Source organism: Streptomyces sp. MZ04, from assembly GCF_004684775.1.
Taxonomy (GTDB): Bacteria; Actinomycetota; Actinomycetes; order Streptomycetales; family Streptomycetaceae; genus Streptomyces.
The window spans coordinates 1-22,002 of sequence record NZ_SRIC01000129.1 but is presented as its reverse complement, the minus strand read 5'-3'; the positions used below and the strand labels follow the sequence as shown (position 1 = coordinate 22,002).

Here is a 22,002-nt window from a genome sequence, read left to right as displayed (position 1 = left end):
CGCCCAGGTCGACCCCGCCGTGCTCGGCGCGCTGCTCGACCGGCACGGCTGGCACCGGCGCGGGGGAGCGGCGGGCCGCTATGCCCGGTGGACCCCGCCAGGACCGGGAAGCGGCGGCACCAGTCTCCTCGTACCGGAGAGCAGGGCCTTCCCCGACTGCGAGGACCTGATCGGCGAGGCACTCGTCGCGCTGTCCCGCAGCGCGTCGCCGTCCGCCCGCGACGTGCTCGTCGGTCTCGCCGTGCCCAGCGACGAGATCCGCTGGTGGCGGGATGTCCCGGCGGGGCTCGCGGGCGCCGCGACCTGGACGGCCGAGGAACAACTGCGGGCGGCGGCACGGCAGATGCTGCTCGCGGGCGCCCTGGCGGCGCGCGGCCGCGCCGGGTACTACGGCGCGCGGCACCGCGGGCCGGCCGCCGCATCCCTGGAGAACGTCCTCGTCGGGCCCGCCCCCGGCGGGCGGCAGCTCACCGCGTTCGTGCCCGTCCTGACCGGGCGGCAGCTCGCGGTGCGGCTGCATCAGGCGCTGTACGCCGCCCGCGAGGCCGTCGACTATCAGCGCGCCACCGGCGGCATGGACGCCTTCGACGGGGCCGTCGAGGCGGGCGTCAGCCATGAGCTCACGGAGGCGATCGCGGCCCTGGTGCGGGGCACGGAGGGCGCGCGGATCGCCGTGGCGTGGGCGCCCGCCGCCGGGGCGCCCGATGGCTGCGCCCAGCATGCCGAGCCCGTCGAGTTCTCGCCCGGTGACCTGCCGGTCCTGCGGGAGGCGGGCGCCCGCTATCTGCGGGACGAGCCGGCGGTGGCGGTGCGGATCACGGGGGCCGTGGTGCGGATGCGGCGGTCGGGGCCGCGCGGGGACGGCACCGTGCGGGTCCGCGTGCTCGCCGGGGCGGACGTCCACCACGTACGGATGACCTTGGACGAGGAGGCTTACCGCATCGCCGGGCACGCGCACCTGGTGGGCCTTCCGATCCGGGTGCACGGACGCCTGGAGAGCCGGGGCGGCTTCCGGCGGCTCACCGGGGCGTCCGGGGTGGTGCCCGTACAGGTCGACGAGGCGGAGCGGGACCGCCTGATGAAGTCGCTCCAGGAGAACATCGACTTCTTCGAGGAGGCCTGCAGCGGCGACTGAGGCGGGTCCGAAGCGAGCTCTGGCCGGGGCCCGGGGATAACCGTTTCGCGATGGGCGCCCCCGGCTCGGTACGATTCGTTTCGCGCGCAGGAGCAGATCTGCCGCGACCCCTTCAGCAAGGAGAGACCGGTGTCAGACGTCCGTGTGATCATCCAACGCGATTCCGAGCGGGAAGAGCGCGTGGTGACGACGGGCACTACGGCCGCGGAACTCTTCCCCGGTGAGCGCACCGTCGTCGCCGCGCGTGTGGCCGGCGAGCTGAAGGATCTCGCGTACGCCGTCCAGGACGGCGAGGAGGTCGAGCCGGTCGAGATCTCCTCCGAGGACGGCCTGAACATCCTGCGGCACTCCACCGCGCACGTGATGGCACAGGCCGTGCAGGAGCTCTTCCCGGACGCCAAGCTGGGCATCGGCCCGCCGGTCAAGGACGGCTTCTACTACGACTTCGACGTCGAGAAGCCGTTCACGCCCGAGGATCTCAAGGCCATCGAGAAGAAGATGCAGGAGATCCAGAAGCGCGGCCAGCGCTTCTCGCGCCGCGTCGTCACCGACGAGGCCGCCCGCGAGGAGCTCGCGAACGAGCCGTACAAGCTGGAGCTCATCGGCATCAAGGGCTCCGCGTCCAGCGACGACGGCGCGGATGTCGAGGTGGGCGGCGGCGAGCTGACCATCTACGACAACCTCGACCCGAAGTCCGGCGACCTGTGCTGGAAGGACCTCTGCCGCGGTCCCCACCTGCCCACCACCCGCAACATCCCGGCGTTCAAGCTGATGCGCAACGCCGCGGCGTACTGGCGCGGCAGCGAGAAGAACCCGATGCTCCAGCGCATCTACGGCACCGCCTGGCCCACCAAGGACGAGCTCAAGGCCCACCTGGAGTTCCTCGCCGAGGCCGAGAAGCGCGACCACCGCAAGCTCGGCAGCGAGCTGGACCTCTTCTCCATCCCGGAGCAGATCGGCTCGGGCCTCGCGGTCTTCCACCCCAAGGGCGGCATCATCCGCCGGGTCATGGAGGACTACTCGCGGCGCCGCCACGAGGAGGAGGGGTACGAGTTCGTCTACACCCCGCACGCCACGAAGGGGAAGCTCTTCGAGACCTCGGGCCACCTGGACTGGTACGCCGACGGCATGTACCCGCCCATGCAGCTCGACGAGGGCGTGGACTACTACCTCAAGCCCATGAACTGCCCGATGCACAACCTGATCTTCGATGCGCGCGGGCGTTCCTACCGTGAACTGCCGCTGCGCCTCTTCGAGTTCGGCACCGTGTACCGGTACGAGAAGTCCGGCGTCGTGCACGGTCTGACCCGTGCCCGCGGCTTCACCCAGGACGACGCGCACATCTACTGCACCAAGGAGCAGATGGCGGAGGAGCTCGACAAGACGCTCACCTTCGTCCTGAACCTGCTGCGCGACTACGGCCTGACCGACTTCTACCTGGAGCTCTCCACCAAGGACCCGGAGAAGTTCGTCGGCTCGGACGAGGTCTGGGAAGAGGCCACCGCGACGCTGCAGCAGGTCGCCGAGAAGCAGGGCCTCCCGCTGGTCCCGGACCCGGGCGGCGCCGCCTTCTACGGCCCGAAGATCTCCGTGCAGTGCAAGGACGCCATCGGCCGCACCTGGCAGATGTCGACCGTGCAGCTGGACTTCAACCTGCCGGAGCGCTTCAACCTGGAGTACACCGGACCTGACGGCACCAAGCAGCGGCCGGTCATGATCCACCGTGCCCTGTTCGGTTCCATCGAGCGGTTCTTCGCGGTGCTCCTCGAGCACTACGCGGGCGCGATGCCGCCGTGGCTGGCCCCGGTCCAGGCGGTGGGCATCCCGGTCGGCGACGCGCACGTCCCGTACCTGCAGGAGTTCGCGGCCGACGCCAAGAAGAAGGGCCTGCGGGTCGAGGTGGACGCCTCCTCGGACCGCATGCAGAAGAAGATCCGGACGCAGCAGAAGCTGAAGGTCCCGTTCATGATCATCGTCGGTGACGACGACATGAACGCGGGCACGGTCTCCTTCCGCTACCGCGACGGCTCGCAGGAGAACGGCATTCCGCGCGAGGAAGCCCTCGCCAAGCTCGCCGACGTGGTGGAGCGCCGCGAGCAGGTGTGACCTTTCCCCGCGATGGCGGGGTTCGAGGCAGATGCGGGGTTCGAGGCCCCCGGGAGGTTCAGCTTCCCGGGGGCCTCTTCTCGTCCCCGCGCGTGAAGATCTGCAGCAGCCAGGACGAGAACGACCCGGTCACCGCGCCGAGCAGGGCGAGGCCGCAGAACATCAGGCCCACCGCGATGAGCCGTCCCACCGGAGTCACCGGCGTCGCATCGCCGTATCCGACCGTCGACAGCGTGGTGCAGGCCCACCACACGGAGTCGCCGAACGTACGGATCGTGGCGTCGGGCGCCGATTGCTCCTGCTGGTAGACGGCCAGCGAAGCCGCGAAGCCGAGCAGCAGCGCGCAGATTCCCGCATAGGCGATCACGCGCGCGTGCAGGGTCAGGCGCGGCGCCTCGTTCCGGCGCTGGACGGCATCGTAGAGCCGGACGATCCGCAGCGGCCGCAGCAGCGGCAGCGCGAGGACCAGGGTGTCCAGCCAGTGGCTGCGTACGAAACGGAGCCGCTGCCCGCTCAGCCGCCACCGCACCGCGTAGTCCACGGCGAACGCCGCCCAGGCGGCCAGGGTGAGCGCAAGGCACAGGTCCTTCCACACCTCCGGAAGCCCAGGGGCAAGCACCCGGACCGCGTACGCGGCCAGGAACAGCATCGACGCCATGGCCAGCGGGGCCTCGGTGCGGTTCTCCCAGCGTGCCTGACGGCTGTCATCGGTCATCGGCCCAGCTTCGCCGTGAGGCAGCGGGCGGCAGCCCCGCCGACACGCTCCGAACGGGCGAAGTCATATGCTGCACAGCATGACGAGTGAGCCGGAGCAGCAGATCGGAGTGGGGACGCAGGACGCGTTCCAGCGCCTGTGGACGCCCCACCGGATGGCGTACATCCAGGGCGAGAACAAGCCGAGCGGTCCGGGGGCCGACGACGGCTGTCCCTTCTGCTCCATCCCGGCGAAATCCGACGAGGACGGCCTGGTCGTCGCGCGCGGTGAGCAGGTGTACGCGGTCCTCAACCTCTACCCGTACAACGGCGGCCACTTGATGGTCGTGCCCTACCGGCACGTCGCCGACTACACGGAGCTGACGGCGCTCGAGACCGCCGAGCTCGCCGAGTTCACCAAGCAGGCGATGACGGCGCTGCGGACCGCGTCCGGCGCGCACGGCTTCAACATCGGCATGAACCAGGGGACGGTGGCGGGCGCCGGCATCGCCGCGCACCTGCACCAGCACATCGTGCCGCGCTGGGGCGGGGACACGAACTTCATGCCGGTCGTCGGGCACACGAAGGTGCTCCCGCAGCTGCTCGCGGACACCCGCAAGATGCTGGCCGACGCCTGGCCCGCCGCCCTCTAGGTCGGCGGGGCATGCCGCGCCCCGAAAGGGGCGCGGGGAACTGCGCGACCAGCCACGATGGTGCCGCAGACGATTGACGGCACCTCGCGGCACTTCCAGCGGAGCGCTTAGGCGTCGTACACATCCGCCTTCCTCGGCATCGGGTCCTGGACCGCGCCGCTGAGGAAGCCGGAGCGTGCGCCGAACTTCTCGGTGCCGACGCCGTTCTCCTGAAGGACCTTGATGGCCGCCGAGTGCACCACACGCAGCACCGGCGTCGCCGCGCGCAGCGCGTCGTCGGCCATGAAGCGGTGCCGCCACGGCTTGTCCGCCCAGGCGTGCCGCAGGCCGAAGGGCTCGGGCAGGACCAGCTTGCCGCCGAGGTAGTCCAGGAGCGGCGGGTACCACGTGAAGGGGGCGCGGACCGCCAGGCGTACGACCTCGTCCGCGTCGACCAGCGGCAGCTTGCGGTCGGTGGTCTCCCAGAACTTGATCGGCTTGGCGACGGTCTTCGTCTTGGGGTCGGGCTTGCTGGTGAACAGCGAGTGCACCGGGCCAAGCGCGTGTCCGGTGACCTCGATGCGCAGGGTCTCGTGCAGGACGGTCACCGTGATCAGCATCGTGATCACCAACTGGCCGTCCCAGAGCGTGAACTGGACGCCCAGATAGTGGCGGTCGCCGCTGCCGAACTGCTGCTCGTTGCAGATCCGCTGTATCTCGTGGCCGCGGACCTGGAAGGCCTCGACGTCCGTGCCGCCGGGGCGGGCCACCGCCTTCGCGTTCTCCCCGATGGGGGAGACGATCCAGTGCTTTATCGACGGGGCGGGGAAGCCGCCCGTGTGCAGCGGGCCGCGCTCCAGCATGCGCAGCTGGTCGTGCACCGCCCGTATGACGTCCCAGCTGCGGAACGGGTGGATCTCCGTGCCGTCCTTCTCGGCGACCAGCTCCTCGGCGAGCTGCCAGCTGCCCCAGCGGGTGCCCATGCCCAGTATTCCCTTGGGGCCCGCGTAGAAGACCGAGTTGCTCTGCTGCTCGGCGGACAGGCGCGCGAGGCCCTGGCGCAGCCGCTCGGCCGCCGTCTCGCCGGGGCTGCCGGGCACCGCCTCGGGGATCTTGGCGCCGATGCCGCCGCCCGCGAGGAGACTGTCCCAGCGCTCGCGCAGATCCCTGGCCGTGCGCTCGGCGATCAGCTTGGCCCAGAACCAGCCGGCCACCGGGACCACGATCGCGGCCCGTACGTACCAGGCCCAGAAGCCGCCGAACGGCAGCCTGAGGAGGAAGATCACGGCGAGCATGCCCACGGCGACCAGGACGGCCGTCGCGATCGCGTTCGCGCGCTTGTCGTCCTTCTTGATCACCGCCTGGCGGCCCGCGAAGACCAGGAGCCAGGCGAGCAGGCCCGGCAGGAAGAGCAGCCCGCACACCGCCATCACGGCGGTGAGCCAGCGGTCGCGGTCCTTGCGGATGTTGTTCGCCGCGAGGCAGTGCTCGACGATCGACTGCGGCTCCGTCCCGAAGGACTGGATGAGCGGCTTGCGGGCGCCGCCGAGCATCCGCATCTGGACGGCGCGCGCGAACGCCTCGCCCAGGTTGGGCGCGAAGAGCTTGAACAGACCGCCCTTCACCTCGGACTTGTGCCACTCGCTGTTGGCGTCGAGGATCTTGTCGGCCTTGCTGTCGCGGTACGCGGCCGACGCGAGGGCGTGCGTCGCCGCTGTCTGGCCCGCGGCCCCCGACAGCGGGACCTGCGCGCCGGGCTTGAAGTCGAATACGTCGTCCGCCACTGCCGCCCCCATCGCCGCAAGAACCTCGCTGCTGCGGCTTTTCCCGACTTCCGTCTCTGGCACACCTGTTGATCAGGTCATCAGCGTATCGGTGCGCACCGACATCCGTCATGGGGCGGCCGGATGCCGCTCGCCCGGAGGGGAGAGAGCCAGCGGCATCCGGCGGCCGGATCCCTGACGGGACCTCAACTAGGAGACGTCCTGGGCCTGTTCACGGATCCTCTCGGAGAGCTGCGGGGGCATGGGTTCGTGCCGGGCGTAGCTGCGGCTGAAGCGTGCGGTGCCCTGCGAGAGGGACCGCAGGTCGACCGCGTACCGGCCGATCTCGATCTCGGGGACCTCGGCCCGTACGAGCGTGCGCCCGCCGGGCGCCTGCTCGGTGCCGACCACCCGGCCGCGCCGCCCCGACAGGTCGCTCATCACCGATCCCACGTGGTCGTCACCGACCAGGACCTGCACCTCGGCGACCGGTTCCAGGAGATGGATCCTGGCGTCGGCCGCGGCCTCGCGCAGCGCGAGCGCGCCCGCCGTCTGGAACGCGGCGTCGGAGGAGTCCACCGAGTGCGCCTTGCCGTCGAGCAGCGTGATGCGTACGTCGATGAGCGGATACCCGGCGGCCACGCCCTTCGCGGCCTGCGCCCGTACGCCCTTCTCGACGGAGGGGATGAACTGCCGGGGCACGGCGCCGCCCACGACCTTGTCGACGAACTCGATGCCGCTGCCGCCGGGCAGCGGCTCGACCTCGATCTCGCAGATCGCGTACTGCCCGTGGCCGCCGGACTGCTTCACATGACGGCCGCGGCCGCCGGACCTGCCCGCGAACGTCTCCCGAAGGGAGACCTTGTGGGCGACGACGTCGACCTGGACGCCGTACCGGCTGCGCAGCCGCTCCAGGGCGACATCGGCATGGGCCTCGCCCAGACACCACAGGACCACCTGGTGGGTGTCCTGGTTCTGTTCCAGGCGCATCGTCGGATCCTCGGCGACCAGCCGCGAAAGACCCTGGGAGAGCTTGTCCTCGTCGGCCTTGCTGTGTGCCTGGATGGCCAGCGGAAGGAGTGGGTCCGGCATGTCCCACGGCTCCATCAGGAGGGGGTCGTCCTTCGTCGACAGGGTGTCGCCGGTCTCGGCGCGGTTCAGCTTGGCGACGCAGGCCAGATCGCCCGCGACGCACTGGGCGAGGACGCGCTGCTGCTTGCCGAAGGGCGAGGAGAGCGCGCCCACGCGCTCGTCGACGTCATGGTCCTCGTGGCCCCGGTCCGCGAGGCCGTGCCCCGAGACGTGCACGGTCTCGTCGGGGCGCAGGGTGCCGGAGAAGACCCGGACGAGGGAGACGCGTCCTACGTAGGGATCGGACGCGGTCTTCACGACCTCGGCGACCAGCGGTCCTTCGGGGTCGCAGCCGAGCGCGGGCCGCGCCTTGCCGTCCGGTGTGGTGACGGCGGGCGCCGGGTGCTCCAGGGGGGTCGGGAAGCCGCCCGTGATCAGCTCGAGGAGCTCGACCGTGCCGATGCCCTGCCGGGCGCCTTCGGCGGCGGGCGCCGCCGCGAGCACGGGGTGGAAGATGCCGCGCGCCACGGCGCGCTCCAGGTCGTCCACGAGCGTCTTGAAATCGATGTCCTCGCCGCCGAGGTAGCGGTCCATGAGGGACTCGTCCTCGCTCTCGGCGATGATCCCCTCGATCAGTTTGTTGCGGGCCTCCTCGATCAGCGGCAGCTGGTCCTCGCCCGGTTCGGACTCCTTGCGCTCCCCGGAGGCGTAGTCGAAGACCCGCTGCGAGAGCAGCCCGACCAGGCCCGTCACCGGCGCGTGCCCGTCAGGACCCTTGGCGCCGTGCAGCGGCAGATACAGCGGAAGGACGGCATCGGGGTCGTCGGCCCCGAAGGCCTCGGCGCAGGTCCGTGTCATCTCGGTGAAGTCGGCACGGGCCGCCTCCAGGTGGGTCACCACGATGGCCCGCGGCATGCCGACCGCCGCGCACTCCTCCCACACCATGCGGGTCGCGCCGTCCACGCCGTCGGCCGCCGAGACCACGAAAAGGGCCGCGTCCGCGGCGCGCAGACCGGCCCTGAGCTCCCCGACGAAGTCGGCGTATCCGGGAGTGTCCAGAAGATTGATCTTGAAGCCGCCCCATTCGACGGGGACCAGCGACAGCTGTACCGAGCGCTGCTGCCGGTGCTCGATGTCGTCGTAGTCGGAGACGGTGCCGCCGTCCTCCACGCGGCCCGCCCGGTTCACCGCCCCCGCCGTCAGCGCGAGGGCTTCCACCAGGGTCGTCTTGCCCGATCCGCTGTGGCCGACCAGCACCACATTCCGTACGGACGCGGGCTGGTCGGCCGTCGCTGCCCTGCCGGCGGCTCCGGGGTGTGCGTGTGCCTTGTCGCCCATGCCTTGGCCTCCCGGTCACGTGCTCGAAGAGGAGGCTCAGCCCCCTCGGGGATGCTGGCTGTTATCGGACACGCGGGGCCGCGTGCGGGTCGGCTCCGGCGACGCCCGCTGTGCTTTCGAGCTTTCCACTCGGGTCACGGTGCGTCCATACGTCGTACGCGATCGTGAGGGGGCGAGCCGCTCCGTCAAGGGCGTGACTACGATGGGCCAGCCGGTGGCCAACAGGGCCGCGCGGTTCACCGACCCCTCGGGAAGGCCATGCTGAACAAGTACGCGCGTGCATTCTTCACGCGTGTTCTCACACCGTTCGCCGCGTTTCTCATCCGCCGCGGGGTCAGCCCCGACGCGGTCACGTTCATCGGTACGGCCGGTGTGGTGGCGGGAGCGCTGGTCTTCTTCCCCCGCGGGGAGTTCTTCTGGGGCACGGTCGTGATCACGCTCTTCGTGTTCTCCGACCTCGTCGACGGGAACATGGCGCGGCAGCTGGGCCGCTCGAGCCGCTGGGGCGCCTTCCTCGACTCGACGCTCGACCGGGTCGCCGACAGCGCGATCTTCGGCGGCCTCGCGCTCTGGTACGCGGGCTCCGGCGACAACAACATCCTGTGCGCCGTCTCCATCTTCTGCCTGGCCAGCGGCCAGGTCGTCTCGTACACGAAGGCGCGCGGAGAGGCGATCGGCCTGCCCGTCGCGGTCAACGGCCTGGTGGAGCGCGCCGAGCGCCTGGTGATCTCGCTGGTCGCCGCGGGCTTCGCCGGGCTGCACAAGTTCGGGGTCCCCGGCATCGACATCCTGCTGCCCATCGCGCTGTGGATCGTCGCGATCGGCAGCCTCGTCACCCTCGTCCAGCGCGTGGTGACCGTGCGCCGGGAGTCCGCCGAGGCGGACGCGGCGGCCGATGCCGATCCCGGCGCCGGGGCCGAGGCACAGGGCAGCGAGGCGACGTCGTGAAGGACCGGCTGACCGACGCGCTCTACGGGGCCGGCTGGAGCACGGTCAAGAAGCTCCCCGAACCGGTGGCCGTGCGGCTCGGCAAGGCCATCGCCGACGCCGTGTGGAAGCGCCGCGGCAAGGGCGTCCTGCGCCTGGAGGCCAACTACGCGCGCGTGGTGCCCGACGCGAGCCCCGAGCGCCTCGCCGAGCTGTCCCGCGCGGGCATGCGCTCGTATCTGCGCTACTGGATGGAGTCCTTCCGGCTGCCGTCCTGGAGCCGGGAACGCGTCAAGGAAGGCTTCGTCCCCAAGGACGTGCACCATCTGACCGACGCTCTCGCCTCCGACAAGGGCGTCATCCTCGCGCTTCCGCACCTGGGCAACTGGGACCTGGCGGGCGTGTGGGTCACCACGAAGCTGGAGACGCCGTTCACGACGGTCGCCGAGCGGCTCAAGCCCGAGAAGCTGTACGACCGTTTCGTCGCCTACCGCGAGGGCCTCGGCATGGAGGTCCTGCCGCACGAGGGCGGCTCAGCCTTCGGCACGCTTGCCCGGCGGCTGCGCGAGGGCGGCCTCGTCTGCCTCGTCTCCGACCGCGACCTGTCGGCCTCCGGCGTCGAGGTCAAGTTCTTCGGCGACACCGCGCGGATGCCCGCGGGGCCCGCGCTGCTCGCCCAGCAGACCGGTGCGCTGCTGCTTCCGGTGACGCTCTGGTACGACGATTCACCGATCATGAAGGGTCGCGTGCACGCACCCATCGATGTCCCCGAGACAGGTACTCGTACGGAGAAGACGTCTGTCATGACGCAGGCGCTGGCAGACGCCTTCGCCACGGGTATCGCCGACCATCCGGAGGACTGGCACATGCTGCAACGCTTGTGGCTCGCCGATCTGGACCCCGCGAAGGGGCCCGGTCAGGGGTCTGACGAGGCGACGCCGTGAAGATCGGGATCGTCTGCCCCTACTCGTGGGACGTCCCGGGCGGCGTCCAGTTCCACATCCGCGACCTGGCGGAGCACCTGATCCGCCTGGGGCACAAGGTGTCCGTGCTCGCCCCGGCGGACGACGAGACACCGCTTCCGTCGTACGTCGTGTCGGCGGGCCGCGCCGTTCCGGTGCCGTACAACGGCTCGGTGGCCCGGCTCAACTTCGGGTTCCTGTCGGCCGCGCGGGTGCGCCGCTGGCTGCACGACGGCACGTTCGACGTGATCCACATCCACGAGCCGACCTCGCCGTCGCTCGGGCTGCTCAGCTGCTGGGCGGCGCAGGGCCCGATCGTCGCGACGTTCCACACGTCCAACCCGCGCTCCCGGGCCATGATCGCGGCGTATCCGATCCTGCAGCCCGCCCTGGAGAAGATCAGCGCGCGCATCGCGGTGAGCGAGTACGCGCGCCGCACCCTGGTCGAGCACCTGGGCGGCGACGCGGTCGTCATCCCGAACGGCGTCGACGTCGACTTCTTCGCCGGCGTCGAGCCCAAGGCCGAGTGGCAGGGCGAGACGATCGGCTTCATCGGGCGCATCGACGAGCCGCGCAAGGGCCTGCCGGTGCTGATGCGGGCGCTGCCGAAGATCCTCGCGGAGCGGCCGGACACCCGGCTCCTGGTCGCGGGGCGCGGCGACGAGGAGGAGGCCGTCGCATCGCTGCCCGCCGAGATGCGCTCGCGGGTCGAGTTCCTCGGCATGGTGAGCGACGAGGACAAGGCGCGACTGCTGCGCAGTGTCGATGTGTACGTGGCGCCCAACACCGGCGGTGAGAGCTTCGGGATCATCCTGGTCGAGGCGATGTCCGCGGGCGCACCCGTCCTCGCCAGCGATCTGGACGCCTTCGCACAGGTCCTCGACCAGGGCGCGGCGGGCGACCTCTTCACGAACGAGGACGCCGACTCGCTGGCCTCCGCCGCCCTGCGGCTGCTCGGCGATCCCGAGCGCCGCGAGGAGCTGCGCGAGCGCGGCAGCAAGCACGTACGCCGCTTCGACTGGTCGACGGTCGGCGCGGACATCCTCTCCGTGTACGAGACGGTGACCGACGGCGCGGCGGCGGTCGCCGCGGACGAACGGACGGGCCTGCGGGCGCGGTTCGGACTCGCGCGCGACTGAACGCCGAGGTGTCGCCGGGTGTTGGGGGCGCCCGGCGGTGAAGCGGCCCGGCCGCCTCGACTAGCCTCAGGCCGGTGACCTCCACACTGATCTGGATCGCGGTAGCCCTCTTCGCGATCGGCCTCTATCTGAGCTGGACCGCCGGACGGCTCGACCGGCTGCACGCGCGCATCGACGCCGCCCGCGCCGCCCTGGACGCGCAGTTGCTGCGCCGCGCCTCGGTGGCCCAGGAGCTGGCCACGTCGGGGGTGCTCGACCCCGCGGCCTCCATCGTGCTCTACGAGGCGGCGCACGCCGCCCGGCAGGCGGAGGAGGAGCAGCGCGAGGTCGCCGAGAGCGAGCTCAGCCAGGCGCTGCGGGCGATCTTCGGCGAGGCGCAGCAGGTCGAGGCGGTGCGCGAGGCACCGGGCGGCGACGAGGCGGCGAGCGAGCTGGCAGCGGCCGTGCGCCGGGTGCCGATGGCCAGGCGCTTCCACAACGACGCCGTACGCGCGGCCCGCGCCCTGCGCAGGCACCGCAAGGTCCGCTGGTTCCGCCTGGCCGGGCACGCGCCGTTCCCCATGGCCTTCGAGATGGACGACGAGCCGCCGGTGGCGCTCGCGGACCGCGCGACCACGTAGCGCCACCGCGCGGCTCTGACCAGGGGCGTACGGGAAAAATGAGCCACCGGTCAATCATTGGCCCTTGCTGTGGACTGGTCGCGGGGCGTTTTCTCGTAGAAGTAGGAACCCGTCTTCAGCAAGCGAGGTCAACTCCGTGTCCAGCACCCTCTCCAGCAGCAACCAGTCGCCCGAGACCGGCACCGCGCGCGTCAAGCGCGGCATGGCCGAGCAGCTCAAGGGCGGCGTCATCATGGACGTGGTCGACGCCGAGCAGGCGAAGATAGCCGAGGACGCCGGCGCCGTCGCCGTCATGGCCCTGGAGCGGGTCCCGGCCGACATCCGCAAGGACGGCGGCGTGGCCCGGATGTCCGACCCGAACATGATCGAAGAGATCATCGAGGCCGTCTCCATCCCGGTCATGGCCAAGTCCCGCATCGGCCACTTCGTCGAGGCCCAGGTGCTGCAGTCCCTCGGCGTCGACTACATCGACGAGTCCGAGGTCCTCACCCCGGCCGACGAGGTCAACCACAGCGACAAGTTCGCCTTCACGACCCCCTTCGTGTGTGGCGCCACCAACCTGGGCGAGGCCCTGCGCCGCATCGCCGAGGGCGCGGCCATGATCCGCTCCAAGGGCGAGGCCGGCACCGGCAACGTCGTCGAGGCCGTGCGCCACCTGCGCCAGATCAAGAACGAGATCGCCAAGCTGCGCGGCTTCGACAACAACGAGCTGTACGCCGCCGCCAAGGAGCTGCGCGCCCCGTACGAGCTGGTCAAGGAGGTCTCCGAGCTGGGCAAGCTGCCGGTGGTCCTCTTCTCGGCCGGTGGCGTCGCCACCCCCGCCGACGCCGCTCTGATGCGCCAGCTCGGCGCCGAGGGCGTCTTCGTCGGCTCCGGCATCTTCAAGTCCGGTGACCCGGCCAAGCGCGCCGCCGCCATCGTGAAGGCCACCACCTTCTACGACGACCCCAAGGTCATCGCGGACGCGTCCCGCAACCTGGGCGAGGCCATGGTCGGCATCAACTGCGACACCCTGCCCGAGGCCGAGCGCTACGCGAACCGGGGCTGGTAATGACCACTCCCGTAGTGGGCGTCCTCGCCCTTCAGGGGGACGTACGGGAGCACCTGATCGCCCTGGCCTCGGCTGACGCCCTGGCCAGGCCGGTCCGGCGCCCCGAAGAGCTCGCCGAGGTGGACGGCCTGGTCATCCCGGGCGGTGAGTCCACCACCATCTCCAAGCTGGCCACGCTGTTCGGCCTCCTGGAGCCCTTGCGGGCACGCGTGCGTGCCGGTATGCCGGTGTACGGCACCTGCGCGGGCATGATCATGCTCGCCGACAAGATCCTGGATCCGCGTTCGGAGCAGGAGACGGTCGGCGGCATCGACATGATCGTGCGGCGCAACGCCTTCGGGCGACAGAACGAGTCCTTCGAGGCGGCCGTCGACATCGCCGGCATCGAGGGCGCTCCCGTGGAGGGCGTCTTCATCCGCGCCCCCTGGGTGGAGTCCGTCGGCGCCCGCGCCGAGGTGCTCGCCGAGCACGAGGGGCACATCGTCGCCGTACGCCAGGGCAACGCGCTCGCCACGTCGTTCCACCCCGAGCTGACGGGCGACCACCGGGTGCACGAGCTGTTCGTCGGGATGGTGCGCGGGAACGCCGCGGCGGGATCCTTGTAGGATCTCCGGGGGTTCCCCGGGCCTTAAGGTGGCGGGGAGTTCGTACTGGTTGGGTTACGCGAAGGAGACAGGCAGATGTCCGGCCACTCTAAATGGGCTACGACGAAGCACAAGAAGGCCGTGATTGACGCCAAGCGCGGCAAGCTCTTCGCGAAGATGATCAAGAACATCGAGGTCGCGGCCCGCACGGGCGGCGCCGATGTGTCCGGCAACCCGACCCTCTTCGACGCCATCCAGAAGGCCAAGAAGAGCTCGGTGCCGAACAAGAACATCGACTCCGCGGTCAAGCGTGGCGCCGGTCTCGAAGCCGGCGGCGCCGACTACGAGACGATCATGTACGAGGGCTACGGCCCCAACGGTGTCGCGGTGCTCATCGAGTGCCTCACCGACAACCGCAACCGAGCCGCATCGGACGTCCGTGTCGCCATGACCCGCAACGGCGGTTCGATGGCCGACCCGGGCTCCGTCTCGTACCTCTTCAACCGCAAGGGCGTCGTGATCGTCCCCAAGGGCGAGCTGTCCGAGGACGACGTCCTGGGCGCGGTCCTGGACGCGGGCGCCGAAGAGGTCAACGACCTGGGTGAGTCCTTCGAGGTGCTCTCCGAGGCCACCGACCTGGTCGCGGTCCGCACCGCGCTGCAGGACGCCGGGATCGACTACGACTCGGCAGACGCCAACTTCGTCCCGACCATGCAGGTCGAGCTGGACGAAGAGGGCGCGCGCAAGATCTTCAAGCTGATCGACGCGCTCGAGGACAGCGACGACGTGCAGAACGTCTTCGCCAACTTCGATGTGAGCGACGAGGTCATGGAGAAGGTCGACGCGTAGCGCTGCCGCGAGCTGAGCAGTTTCGGCGGGCCGGGTGGGACACACGTCCACCGGCCCGCCGCTGTTGTCAGTGGCAGCGGATAGCCTGGCGTGAAGTTCGAAGATCGCCGCCGCGACGAGGGGAGGGCGCGCATGCGCGTACTGGGGGTGGACCCCGGGCTGACCCGGTGCGGCGTCGGCGTCGTCGACGGAGTCGCGGGGCGGCCGCTGACCCTGCGCGGCGTCGGTGTCGTACGGACGCCGCCGGACGCCGAGTTGGGCCACCGCCTCGTCGCCATCGAGCAGGGCATCGAGCAGTGGATCGACGAGTACGAGCCCGAAGTCCTCGCCGTGGAGCGGGTGTTCAGCCAGCACAACGTCCGTACGGTGATGGGCACCGCCCAGGCGAGCGCCGTCGCCATGCTCTGCGCGTCGCGCCGCGGCATCCCCGTCGCCCTGCACACGCCCAGCGAGGTCAAGGCCGCCGTCACCGGCAGCGGCCGGGCCGACAAGGCGCAGGTCGGAGCGATGGTGACGAGGCTCCTGAGACTCGACGCGCCCCCGAAGCCCGCCGACGCGGCGGACGCACTCGCCCTCGCCATCTGCCACATCTGGCGCGCCCCCGCGCAGAACCGCCTCCAGCAGGCCGTCGCCCAGAACCGCCTTCAGCAGGCCGCAGCCCTGCACGCATCGAAGACCCCGACAGCCCAGAAAGGCCGTACCGCATGATCGCCTTCGTCAGCGGCCCCGTCGCCGCCCTCGCCCCCGATGCCGCGGTGGTCGAGGTCGGCGGCATCGGCATGGCCGTCCAGTGCACGCCGAACACGCTCTCCACGCTCCGCGTCGGCCAGCAGGCCAAGCTCGCCACGTCCCTGGTCGTACGGGAGGACTCGCTCACCCTGTACGGCTTCGCGGACGACGACGAGCGGCAGACCTTCGAGCTGCTGCAGACCGCGAGCGGTGTCGGACCGCGGCTTGCCCAGGCGATGCTCGCCGTGCACAGCCCGGACGCCCTGCGCCGCGCGGTCGCCACCGGTGACGAGAAGGCGCTCACCGCTGTCCCCGGCATCGGCAAGAAGGGTGCCCAGAAGCTTCTCCTGGAGTACAAGGACCGCCTGGGCGAGCCTCTCGGCACGGGTGGCCCCGCGATCGGCAAGGCCGTCACCTCCGGCTGGAGCGACCAGCTGCACGCGGCGCTGATCGGCCTCGGGTACGCCACGCGCGAGGCCGACGAGGCCGTCGCCGCCGTCACCCCGCAGGCCGAGGCGTCCGAGAAGCCGCAGGTGGGCCAGCTCCTCAAGGCCGCCCTGCAGACGCTGAACCGCACCCGCTGACCCACCGATCACCGCGAGGCACACCTCATGAACTGGGACGACACGACTGACGACGCGACCGCCGCGCCCGCCGCGGCCGAGCGGCTCGTGGGCTCGGTCGCCGACGGCGAGGACCAGGCGGTCGAGGCGGCCCTGCGTCCCAAGGACCTGGGCGAGTTCATCGGCCAGGAGAAGGTCCGCGAGCAGCTCGACCTGGTCCTGCGCGCGGCCCGTGCGCGGGGCGCCACCGCCGACCACGTACTGCTCTCCGGCGCCCCGGGCCTCGGCAAGACCACCCTCTCCATGATCATCGCGGCCGAGATGGGCGCCCCGATCCGCATCACCAGTGGCCCGGCCATCCAGCACGCGGGCGACCTCGCGGCGATCCTCTCCTCCCTCCAGGAGGGCGAGGTCCTCTTCCTCGACGAGATCCACCGGATGTCGCGGCCCGCCGAGGAGATGCTCTACATGGCGATGGAGGACTTCCGCGTCGACGTCATCGTCGGCAAGGGCCCCGGCGCCACCGCCATCCCGCTGGAACTGCCGCCCTTCACCCTGGTCGGCGCCACCACCCGCGCGGGGCTGCTTCCGCCGCCGCTGCGCGACCGCTTCGGGTTCACCGCCCACATGGAGTTCTACGAGCCGGCAGAGCTGGAGCGGGTGGTCCACCGCTCCGCACAGCTGCTCGACGTGGCCATCGACCCGGCCGGCGCCGCCGAGATCGCGGGACGCTCCCGCGGCACGCCCCGTATCGCCAACCGTCTGCTGCGCCGCGTGCGCGACTATGCGCAGGTCAAGGCCGACGGAGAGATCGACAGGGAGATCGCGGGCGCGGCCCTGAAGGTCTACGAGGTCGACGGCCGCGGCCTCGACCGGCTCGACCGGGCCGTCCTCGAGGCACTGCTCAAGCTCTTCGGCGGCGGCCCCGTGGGTCTGTCGACGCTCGCCGTCGCCGTGGGGGAGGAGCGCGAGACGGTCGAAGAGGTGGCCGAGCCCTTCCTGGTACGGGAGGGACTCCTCGCCCGCACGCCCCGCGGCCGCGTCGCGACGCCCGCGGCATGGGCGCATCTCGGCCTTGTTCCCCCGCGCCAGGCGGGCGGAATCGGACAACGGGACCTGTTCGGGGCGTGACGGCGCGCGTACTCGCACGGTCAGGAACTGCGGTGCCATGCTGAGCGTTGTTCCTTAGGTGCGGACTCGCTTAGACTCCGCCGATGCCGTCCCTTGTGGGCGGTGAGCCCACCCCCGTCCATCAGGCCGCTTTTCTGCGCGGTCATGCGAAGGAAACTCCGTCCCGTGAATATCGTGACCCTCCTCCCGTTCATCGTGCTCATCGGGGCCATGTTCCTGATGACCCGCTCCGCCAAGAAGAAGCAGCAGGCGGCCGCGGCGATGCGTAACGAGATGCAGCCCGGCACCGGCATCCGCACCATCGGGGGCATGTACGCCACCGTCAAGGAGGTTCACGACGACGCGGTCCTCCTTGAGGTGGCTCCGGGCGTGCACGCGTTTTACGCGAAGAACTCGATCGGCGCCGTCCTCGAGGACGACGAGTACAACCGCATCGTCCACGGCGTGGGCGCCGACCTGAAGTCGGACACCCCCATCGTCCCGGACGACGCCTCCTCCCTGACCGAGACCGACGAGCCCGCCGCCGGCGCTTCCGACGACTCGCCCATCGACCTCGGCAAGAAGGACGCGGACACCGCTCCCGAGGACGACGACGCCGAGCCGAAGAAGACCGACGGCGAGTCCGACGCGAAGTAGCCACCACCGGGGTCCGTGGGGCGCGCCGCTCGCGCTGCCACGGTCCTCGCAGTGCGTGGGTTTCGTGACGGGTCTCGACACCATTTCATGGCCGCCCACCTGGGAACTCCCCGCTCAGTGACGGGGCAGGGCACCGGACGCCGGGCGGTTGGACAGGGAGAACGAGAAGGTGGCAGCACCTAAGAAGGGCCGAAGGCAGAGCGCCCCGGGCAAGCCGGGCCGCTCTTTGGCCTTCATCCTGATCGCCCTCGTGGCGCTCACCGGCGGGATGTTCCTCTCCGGGACTACCACGCCCCGCCTCGGCATCGACCTCGCCGGCGGTACGAGCATCACGCTCCAGGCGAAGAACGAGCCCGGCCAGAAGAACGCGATCAACCCGACCAACATGAACACCGCGGTCAGCATCATCAACAACCGCGTCAATGGTCTGGGTGTGTCCGAGGCCGAGGTGCAGACCCAGGGCGCAGACAACATCATCGTCAACATCCCCAAGGGCACGAACGAGAAGCAGGCGCGCGAGCAGGTCGGCACGACCGCTCAGCTCTACTTCCGTCCCGTCCTGACGGTGGCCGCCGGCGAGCCCACCCCCGAGCCGTCCGCCAGCTCGTCCGGCAAGGGCACGGACAAGGGCACGGACAAGGACAAGGCGACCGAGAAGGGCGAGGACAAGGCGACGCCCTCCTCGACTCCCACGGCGACGCCCACCTCCCAGGGCCGTGCCGTCACCGACGGCCTGAAGGCCGACGCCACCCCGTCCCCCAAGTCCTCGGACAAGGGCAGCGACAAGGACAAGGCGGCACCGACCCCGACCCCGTCGGCCGATCCGGCCACCGCCGCCCTGCAGAAGAAGTTCACCGCCCTCGACTGCACCGACAAGGCGCAGCGCGGCAAGGCCGGTGACGGCATCAAGGATTCCGAGCCGACCATCGCCTGTGGCAAGAACAACGCCGGGCAGTGGGAGAAGTACGTGCTCGGCCCGGCCGAGCTGAACGGCAAGGACGTCGACGACGCCAAGGCCACCATCAACCAGCAGGGTGCCTGGGTCGTCAACATGGACTTCACGGGCGGCGGCTCGAAGAAGTTCGCGAAGACCACCGGCAAGCTCTCGCAGCAGCAGCCGCCGATGAACCAGTTCGCCATCGTCCTCGACGGCGTGGTGGAGTCGGCCCCCAGCGTCAACCAGTCGCTGAGCGCCAACGCCGAGATCTCCGGCAGCTTCACCCAGGAGTCGGCCCAGGACCTCGCCAACATCCTGTCGTACGGCGCGCTGCCGCTCACCTTCCACGAGCAGAGCGTCACCACGGTCAGCCCGGCCCTCGGCGGCGAGCAGCTGCACGCCGGTCTGATCGCCGGCGCCATCGGCCTCGCGCTCGTCATCATCTACCTGGTGGTCTACTACCGGGGCCTGTCGCTCATCGCCATCGCGAGCCTCCTGGTCTCGGCGGCGCTGACGTACACCTTGATGACGCTGCTCGGCCCGGCCATCAGCTTCACCCTGAACCTGCCCGCGGTGTGTGGTGCGATCGTCGCGATCGGTATCACGGCGGACTCGTTCATCGTGTTCTTCGAACGCGTCAGGGACGAGGTCAGAGAGGGACGTACGCTGCGGCCCGCCGTCGAGCGTGCCTGGCCGCGTGCCCGGCGCACCATCCTGGTCTCCGACTTCGTGTCGTTCCTCGCGGCCGCGGTGCTCTTCGTCGTCACGGTCGGCAAGGTCCAGGGCTTCGCGTTCACGCTCGGCCTGACCACCCTGCTCGACGTCGTCGTGGTCTTCTTCTTCACCAAGCCGCTGATGACGCTCATGGCACGCAAGCCGTTCTTCGCGAACGGCCACAAGTGGTCCGGGCTCGACCCGAAGCGGCTCGGCGCCAAGCCCCCGCTGCGCCGCACGCGCCGTGCCACCGCCCCCGTCGACCCGAAGGAGGCGTGAGATGTCGAAGCTCGGCAATCTCGGCGCCAGGCTCTACCGCGGCGAGGTCGGCTACGACTTCGTCGGCAAGCGCAAGATCTGGTACGGCATCTCGATACTGATCACCATCACGGCGATCGTCGGCCTCGCGGTGCGCGGCCTCAACATGGGCATCGAGTTCGAGGGCGGTGCCGTCTTCAACACCGCGAAGACCAGCGTCTCGGTCGCTCAGGCGGAGCGGTACGCGGAGGACGCCTCCGGCCACGACGCGGTCGTCCAGGAGCTCGGCTCCGGCGGTCTGCGCATCCAGGTCGCCGGTGTGGACACCGCCAAGTCCGACGAGATCAAGGCCGATCTGTCGAAGAACATGGAGATCAAGTCCACCGACCTGGTAGGCCCCAGCTGGGGTGAGCAGATCAGCAAGAAGGCCTGGACGGGCCTGATCATCTTCATGGTCCTCGTGGTGATCTACCTGGCGATCGCCTTTGAGTGGCGGATGGCGCTCGCCGCGCTGATCGCCCTGGTGCACGACATCACGATCACCGTCGGTGTGTACGCCCTGGTGGGCTTCGAGGTCACCCAGGGCACGATCATCGGTCTGCTGACCATCCTCGGTTACTCGCTCTACGACACCGTCGTGGTCTTCGACAGCTTGAAGGAGCAGTCGAAGGACATCACCAAGCAGACCCGCTGGACTTACAGCGAGATCGCCAACCGCAGCATCAACGGCACCCTGGTGCGCTCGATCAACACCACGGTCGTCGCGCTGCTGCCGGTGGCGGGCCTGCTCTTCATCGGTGGCGGTTTCCTCGGCGCGGGCATGCTCAACGACATCTCGCTGTCGCTGTTCGTCGGCCTCGCGGCCGGTGCGTACTCGTCGATCTTCATCGCCACGCCGCTCGTCGCCGACTTCAAGGAGACCGAGCCGCAGATGAAGGCGCTCAAGAAGCGCGTCCTCGCCAAGCGTGCCGCCGCGGCGGCCAAGGGCGAGTCCGCGGAGAGCGCGACGCAGGACGACGAAGAGCCGCAGGACGACCTGCCGGAGGACGCCGCCCCCGCGGGCGTCGTCGGACCGCGCACCCAGCCCGCCTCGCGCGGCCGTGGCCGCGGCCGCCCCTCGGGGAAGCGCCGATGAGCGAGCCGACGGCAACCACGGAGCTGCTGCTCAGCCGCATCCGGGACGTCGCGGACTACCCGGAGCCGGGCGTGATGTTCAAGGACATCACCCCGCTCCTGGCGGACCCGGCGGCCTTCGCCGCGCTGACCGAGGCCTTCGCGGAGCTCGCGGTGCGCAGCGGCGCCACGAAGATCGTCGGCCTTGAGGCCCGCGGCTTCATCCTGGGCGCCCCGGTCGCGCTCCGCGCCGGGCTCGGCTTCATCCCCGTACGCAAGGCCGGCAAGCTCCCCGGAGCGACGCTGAGCCAGGCCTACGACCTGGAGTACGGCAGTGCCGAGATCGAGGTGCACGCCGAGGACCTCGACGCGGGCGACCGCGTCATGGTCATCGACGACGTCCTGGCGACCGGCGGCACCGCCGAGGCCTCGCTGCGGCTCATCCGCAGGGCGGGCGCGCAGGTCGCGGGCGTGGCCGTGCTCATGGAGCTCGGCTTCCTCGGCGGCCGCGCCAAGCTGGAGACCGCCCTGGCGGGCGCCCCGCTGGAGGCACTGATCACGGTCTGAGCCTCACGGTCTGAGCCGACCGACGCACACCCCGAGGCGGGCCCGGAGGAATCCGGTGCCCGCCTCGGGTGTTTCCCCCGTAGAGGGCTCAGGTTCGCCGTGTGGAGAACCTCAGGTGTTTCTCCCGTTGAGACCTGTCTCACGGGCTGAGGGCGAGCCGAAGGTCCAGGATCGATACCATGGGCTCTTCGGGGCCTGACCGGGGGACCCGGATCGCGCACAGGGAGCGCTCTTGCCAGACGAGTCCAAGGCACTCACCGCCGCCAAGGCCGCAGAGCAGGCCGAGCGCGCGGCGGCGAGCACTGCCGCGCCCGCGAAGGACGCGACGCCCGCCAAGAACGCGCAGAGCGCGCAGAGCGCGACGCCCGCGAAGCAGTCGCAGAGCGCGGCCCCCAGCACCAAGCCCGCACCGAGCACGCCCGGCGGCAGCGGCAAGGCCGACAAGCCCGCCGAGCAGCCGCGCCCCAAGGCCCCCGCCGAGGCC

General features: G+C 70.5%; 20 protein-coding genes and 1 pseudogene. 18 read left to right on the top strand and 3 right to left on the bottom strand.

All coding sequences use genetic code 11. The features are described from left to right. Positions 1 to 1,135: hypothetical protein (locus E2651_RS24660; protein WP_135333402.1), on the top strand; the 1,135-nt coding region annotated here is incomplete at its 5' end. Between the two features lie 129 nt (positions 1,136 to 1,264). Next, positions 1,265 to 3,241 (top strand): threonine--tRNA ligase, encoded by a 1,977-nt coding sequence (gene thrS, locus E2651_RS24655; protein WP_135333401.1) that lies wholly within the window; start codon positions 1,265 to 1,267, stop codon positions 3,239 to 3,241. A gap of 58 nt (positions 3,242 to 3,299) precedes the next feature. On the opposite strand, the gene E2651_RS24650 is transcribed toward thrS, so the two are convergent. Further along, the gene (locus E2651_RS24650) at positions 3,300 to 3,956 is read right to left on the bottom strand and encodes a potassium channel family protein (RefSeq protein ID WP_135333400.1); all 657 of its coding nucleotides are present in this window, start codon (positions 3,954 to 3,956) and stop codon (positions 3,300 to 3,302) included. Between the two features lie 67 nt (positions 3,957 to 4,023). Between E2651_RS24650 and E2651_RS24645 the strand changes: the two genes are divergently transcribed. Continuing rightward, positions 4,024 to 4,587, top strand: coding sequence for an HIT domain-containing protein (locus E2651_RS24645; RefSeq protein ID WP_135333399.1), 564 nt, complete (start codon positions 4,024 to 4,026; stop codon positions 4,585 to 4,587). 107 nt (positions 4,588 to 4,694) lie between these two features. Here E2651_RS24645 and E2651_RS24640 read toward each other — a convergent pair whose 3' ends face one another. Both E2651_RS24640 and E2651_RS24635 read right to left on the bottom strand, forming a co-directional pair. Then, a complete protein-coding gene (locus E2651_RS24640) occupies positions 4,695 to 6,362 on the bottom strand; it encodes a hypothetical protein (protein WP_135333398.1) in 1,668 nt (555 codons plus the stop codon). Between the two features lie 177 nt (positions 6,363 to 6,539). Next, on the bottom strand, positions 6,540 to 8,738 hold the full coding sequence (locus tag E2651_RS24635; protein ID WP_135333397.1) for an elongation factor G-like protein EF-G2: 2,199 nt from the start codon (positions 8,736 to 8,738) through the stop codon (positions 6,540 to 6,542). A gap of 258 nt (positions 8,739 to 8,996) precedes the next feature. Between E2651_RS24635 and pgsA the strand changes: the two genes are divergently transcribed. From pgsA to E2651_RS44110, 15 genes and pseudogenes are all read left to right on the top strand, one after another. Next, on the top strand, positions 8,997 to 9,686 hold the full coding sequence (pgsA, locus tag E2651_RS24630; protein WP_135333396.1) for a phosphatidylinositol phosphate synthase: 690 nt from the start codon (positions 8,997 to 8,999) through the stop codon (positions 9,684 to 9,686). Then, a complete protein-coding gene (locus E2651_RS24625) occupies positions 9,683 to 10,609 on the top strand; it encodes a phosphatidylinositol mannoside acyltransferase (protein WP_135333395.1) in 927 nt (308 codons plus the stop codon). Before pgsA ends, E2651_RS24625 begins: the two co-directional genes overlap by 4 nt. Beyond that, complete coding sequence (locus tag E2651_RS24620) at positions 10,606 to 11,766, top strand: glycosyltransferase family 4 protein (protein WP_135333394.1); 1,161 nt, start codon at positions 10,606 to 10,608, stop codon at positions 11,764 to 11,766. The genes E2651_RS24625 and E2651_RS24620 overlap by 4 nt, the downstream gene beginning before the upstream one ends. A 74-nt stretch (positions 11,767 to 11,840) precedes the next feature. Then, complete coding sequence (locus tag E2651_RS24615) at positions 11,841 to 12,386, top strand: hypothetical protein (protein WP_135333393.1); 546 nt, start codon at positions 11,841 to 11,843, stop codon at positions 12,384 to 12,386. 136 nt (positions 12,387 to 12,522) lie between these two features. Beyond that, positions 12,523 to 13,437, top strand: coding sequence for a pyridoxal 5'-phosphate synthase lyase subunit PdxS (gene pdxS / locus E2651_RS24610; RefSeq protein WP_135333392.1), 915 nt, complete (start codon positions 12,523 to 12,525; stop codon positions 13,435 to 13,437). Then, positions 13,437 to 14,042, top strand: coding sequence for a pyridoxal 5'-phosphate synthase glutaminase subunit PdxT (gene pdxT / locus E2651_RS24605; protein WP_135333391.1), 606 nt, complete (start codon positions 13,437 to 13,439; stop codon positions 14,040 to 14,042). The genes pdxS and pdxT overlap by 1 nt, the downstream gene beginning before the upstream one ends. A 75-nt stretch (positions 14,043 to 14,117) precedes the next feature. Continuing rightward, positions 14,118 to 14,870 (top strand): YebC/PmpR family DNA-binding transcriptional regulator, encoded by a 753-nt coding sequence (locus E2651_RS24600; protein WP_135333390.1) that lies wholly within the window; start codon positions 14,118 to 14,120, stop codon positions 14,868 to 14,870. Positions 14,871 to 15,002: 132 nt separating this feature from the next. Then, a complete protein-coding gene (gene ruvC, locus E2651_RS24595) occupies positions 15,003 to 15,578 on the top strand; it encodes a crossover junction endodeoxyribonuclease RuvC (RefSeq protein WP_135333389.1) in 576 nt (191 codons plus the stop codon). Further along, a complete protein-coding gene (ruvA, locus tag E2651_RS24590; protein WP_135333388.1) occupies positions 15,575 to 16,183 on the top strand; it encodes a Holliday junction branch migration protein RuvA in 609 nt (202 codons plus the stop codon). The genes ruvC and ruvA overlap by 4 nt, the downstream gene beginning before the upstream one ends. Positions 16,184 to 16,210: 27 nt before the next feature. After that, complete coding sequence (ruvB, locus tag E2651_RS24585; RefSeq protein WP_135333387.1) at positions 16,211 to 17,293, top strand: Holliday junction branch migration DNA helicase RuvB; 1,083 nt, start codon at positions 16,211 to 16,213, stop codon at positions 17,291 to 17,293. Positions 17,294 to 17,458: 165 nt separating this feature from the next. Further along, complete coding sequence (yajC, locus tag E2651_RS24580) at positions 17,459 to 17,929, top strand: preprotein translocase subunit YajC (protein WP_135333386.1); 471 nt, start codon at positions 17,459 to 17,461, stop codon at positions 17,927 to 17,929. A 169-nt stretch (positions 17,930 to 18,098) separates the two neighbouring features. Continuing rightward, positions 18,099 to 19,859 (top strand): protein translocase subunit SecD, encoded by a 1,761-nt coding sequence (gene secD, locus E2651_RS24575; RefSeq protein WP_135333385.1) that lies wholly within the window; start codon positions 18,099 to 18,101, stop codon positions 19,857 to 19,859. Between the two features lies 1 nt (position 19,860). Beyond that, positions 19,861 to 20,973, top strand: coding sequence for a protein translocase subunit SecF (secF, locus tag E2651_RS24570; RefSeq protein ID WP_135333384.1), 1,113 nt, complete (start codon positions 19,861 to 19,863; stop codon positions 20,971 to 20,973). Then, positions 20,970 to 21,518, top strand: coding sequence for an adenine phosphoribosyltransferase (locus E2651_RS24565; protein WP_135333383.1), 549 nt, complete (start codon positions 20,970 to 20,972; stop codon positions 21,516 to 21,518). The genes secF and E2651_RS24565 overlap by 4 nt, the downstream gene beginning before the upstream one ends. A 232-nt stretch (positions 21,519 to 21,750) precedes the next feature. Then, positions 21,751 to 22,002, top strand: a pseudogene (locus tag E2651_RS44110) (endonuclease III); the annotation flags it as partial.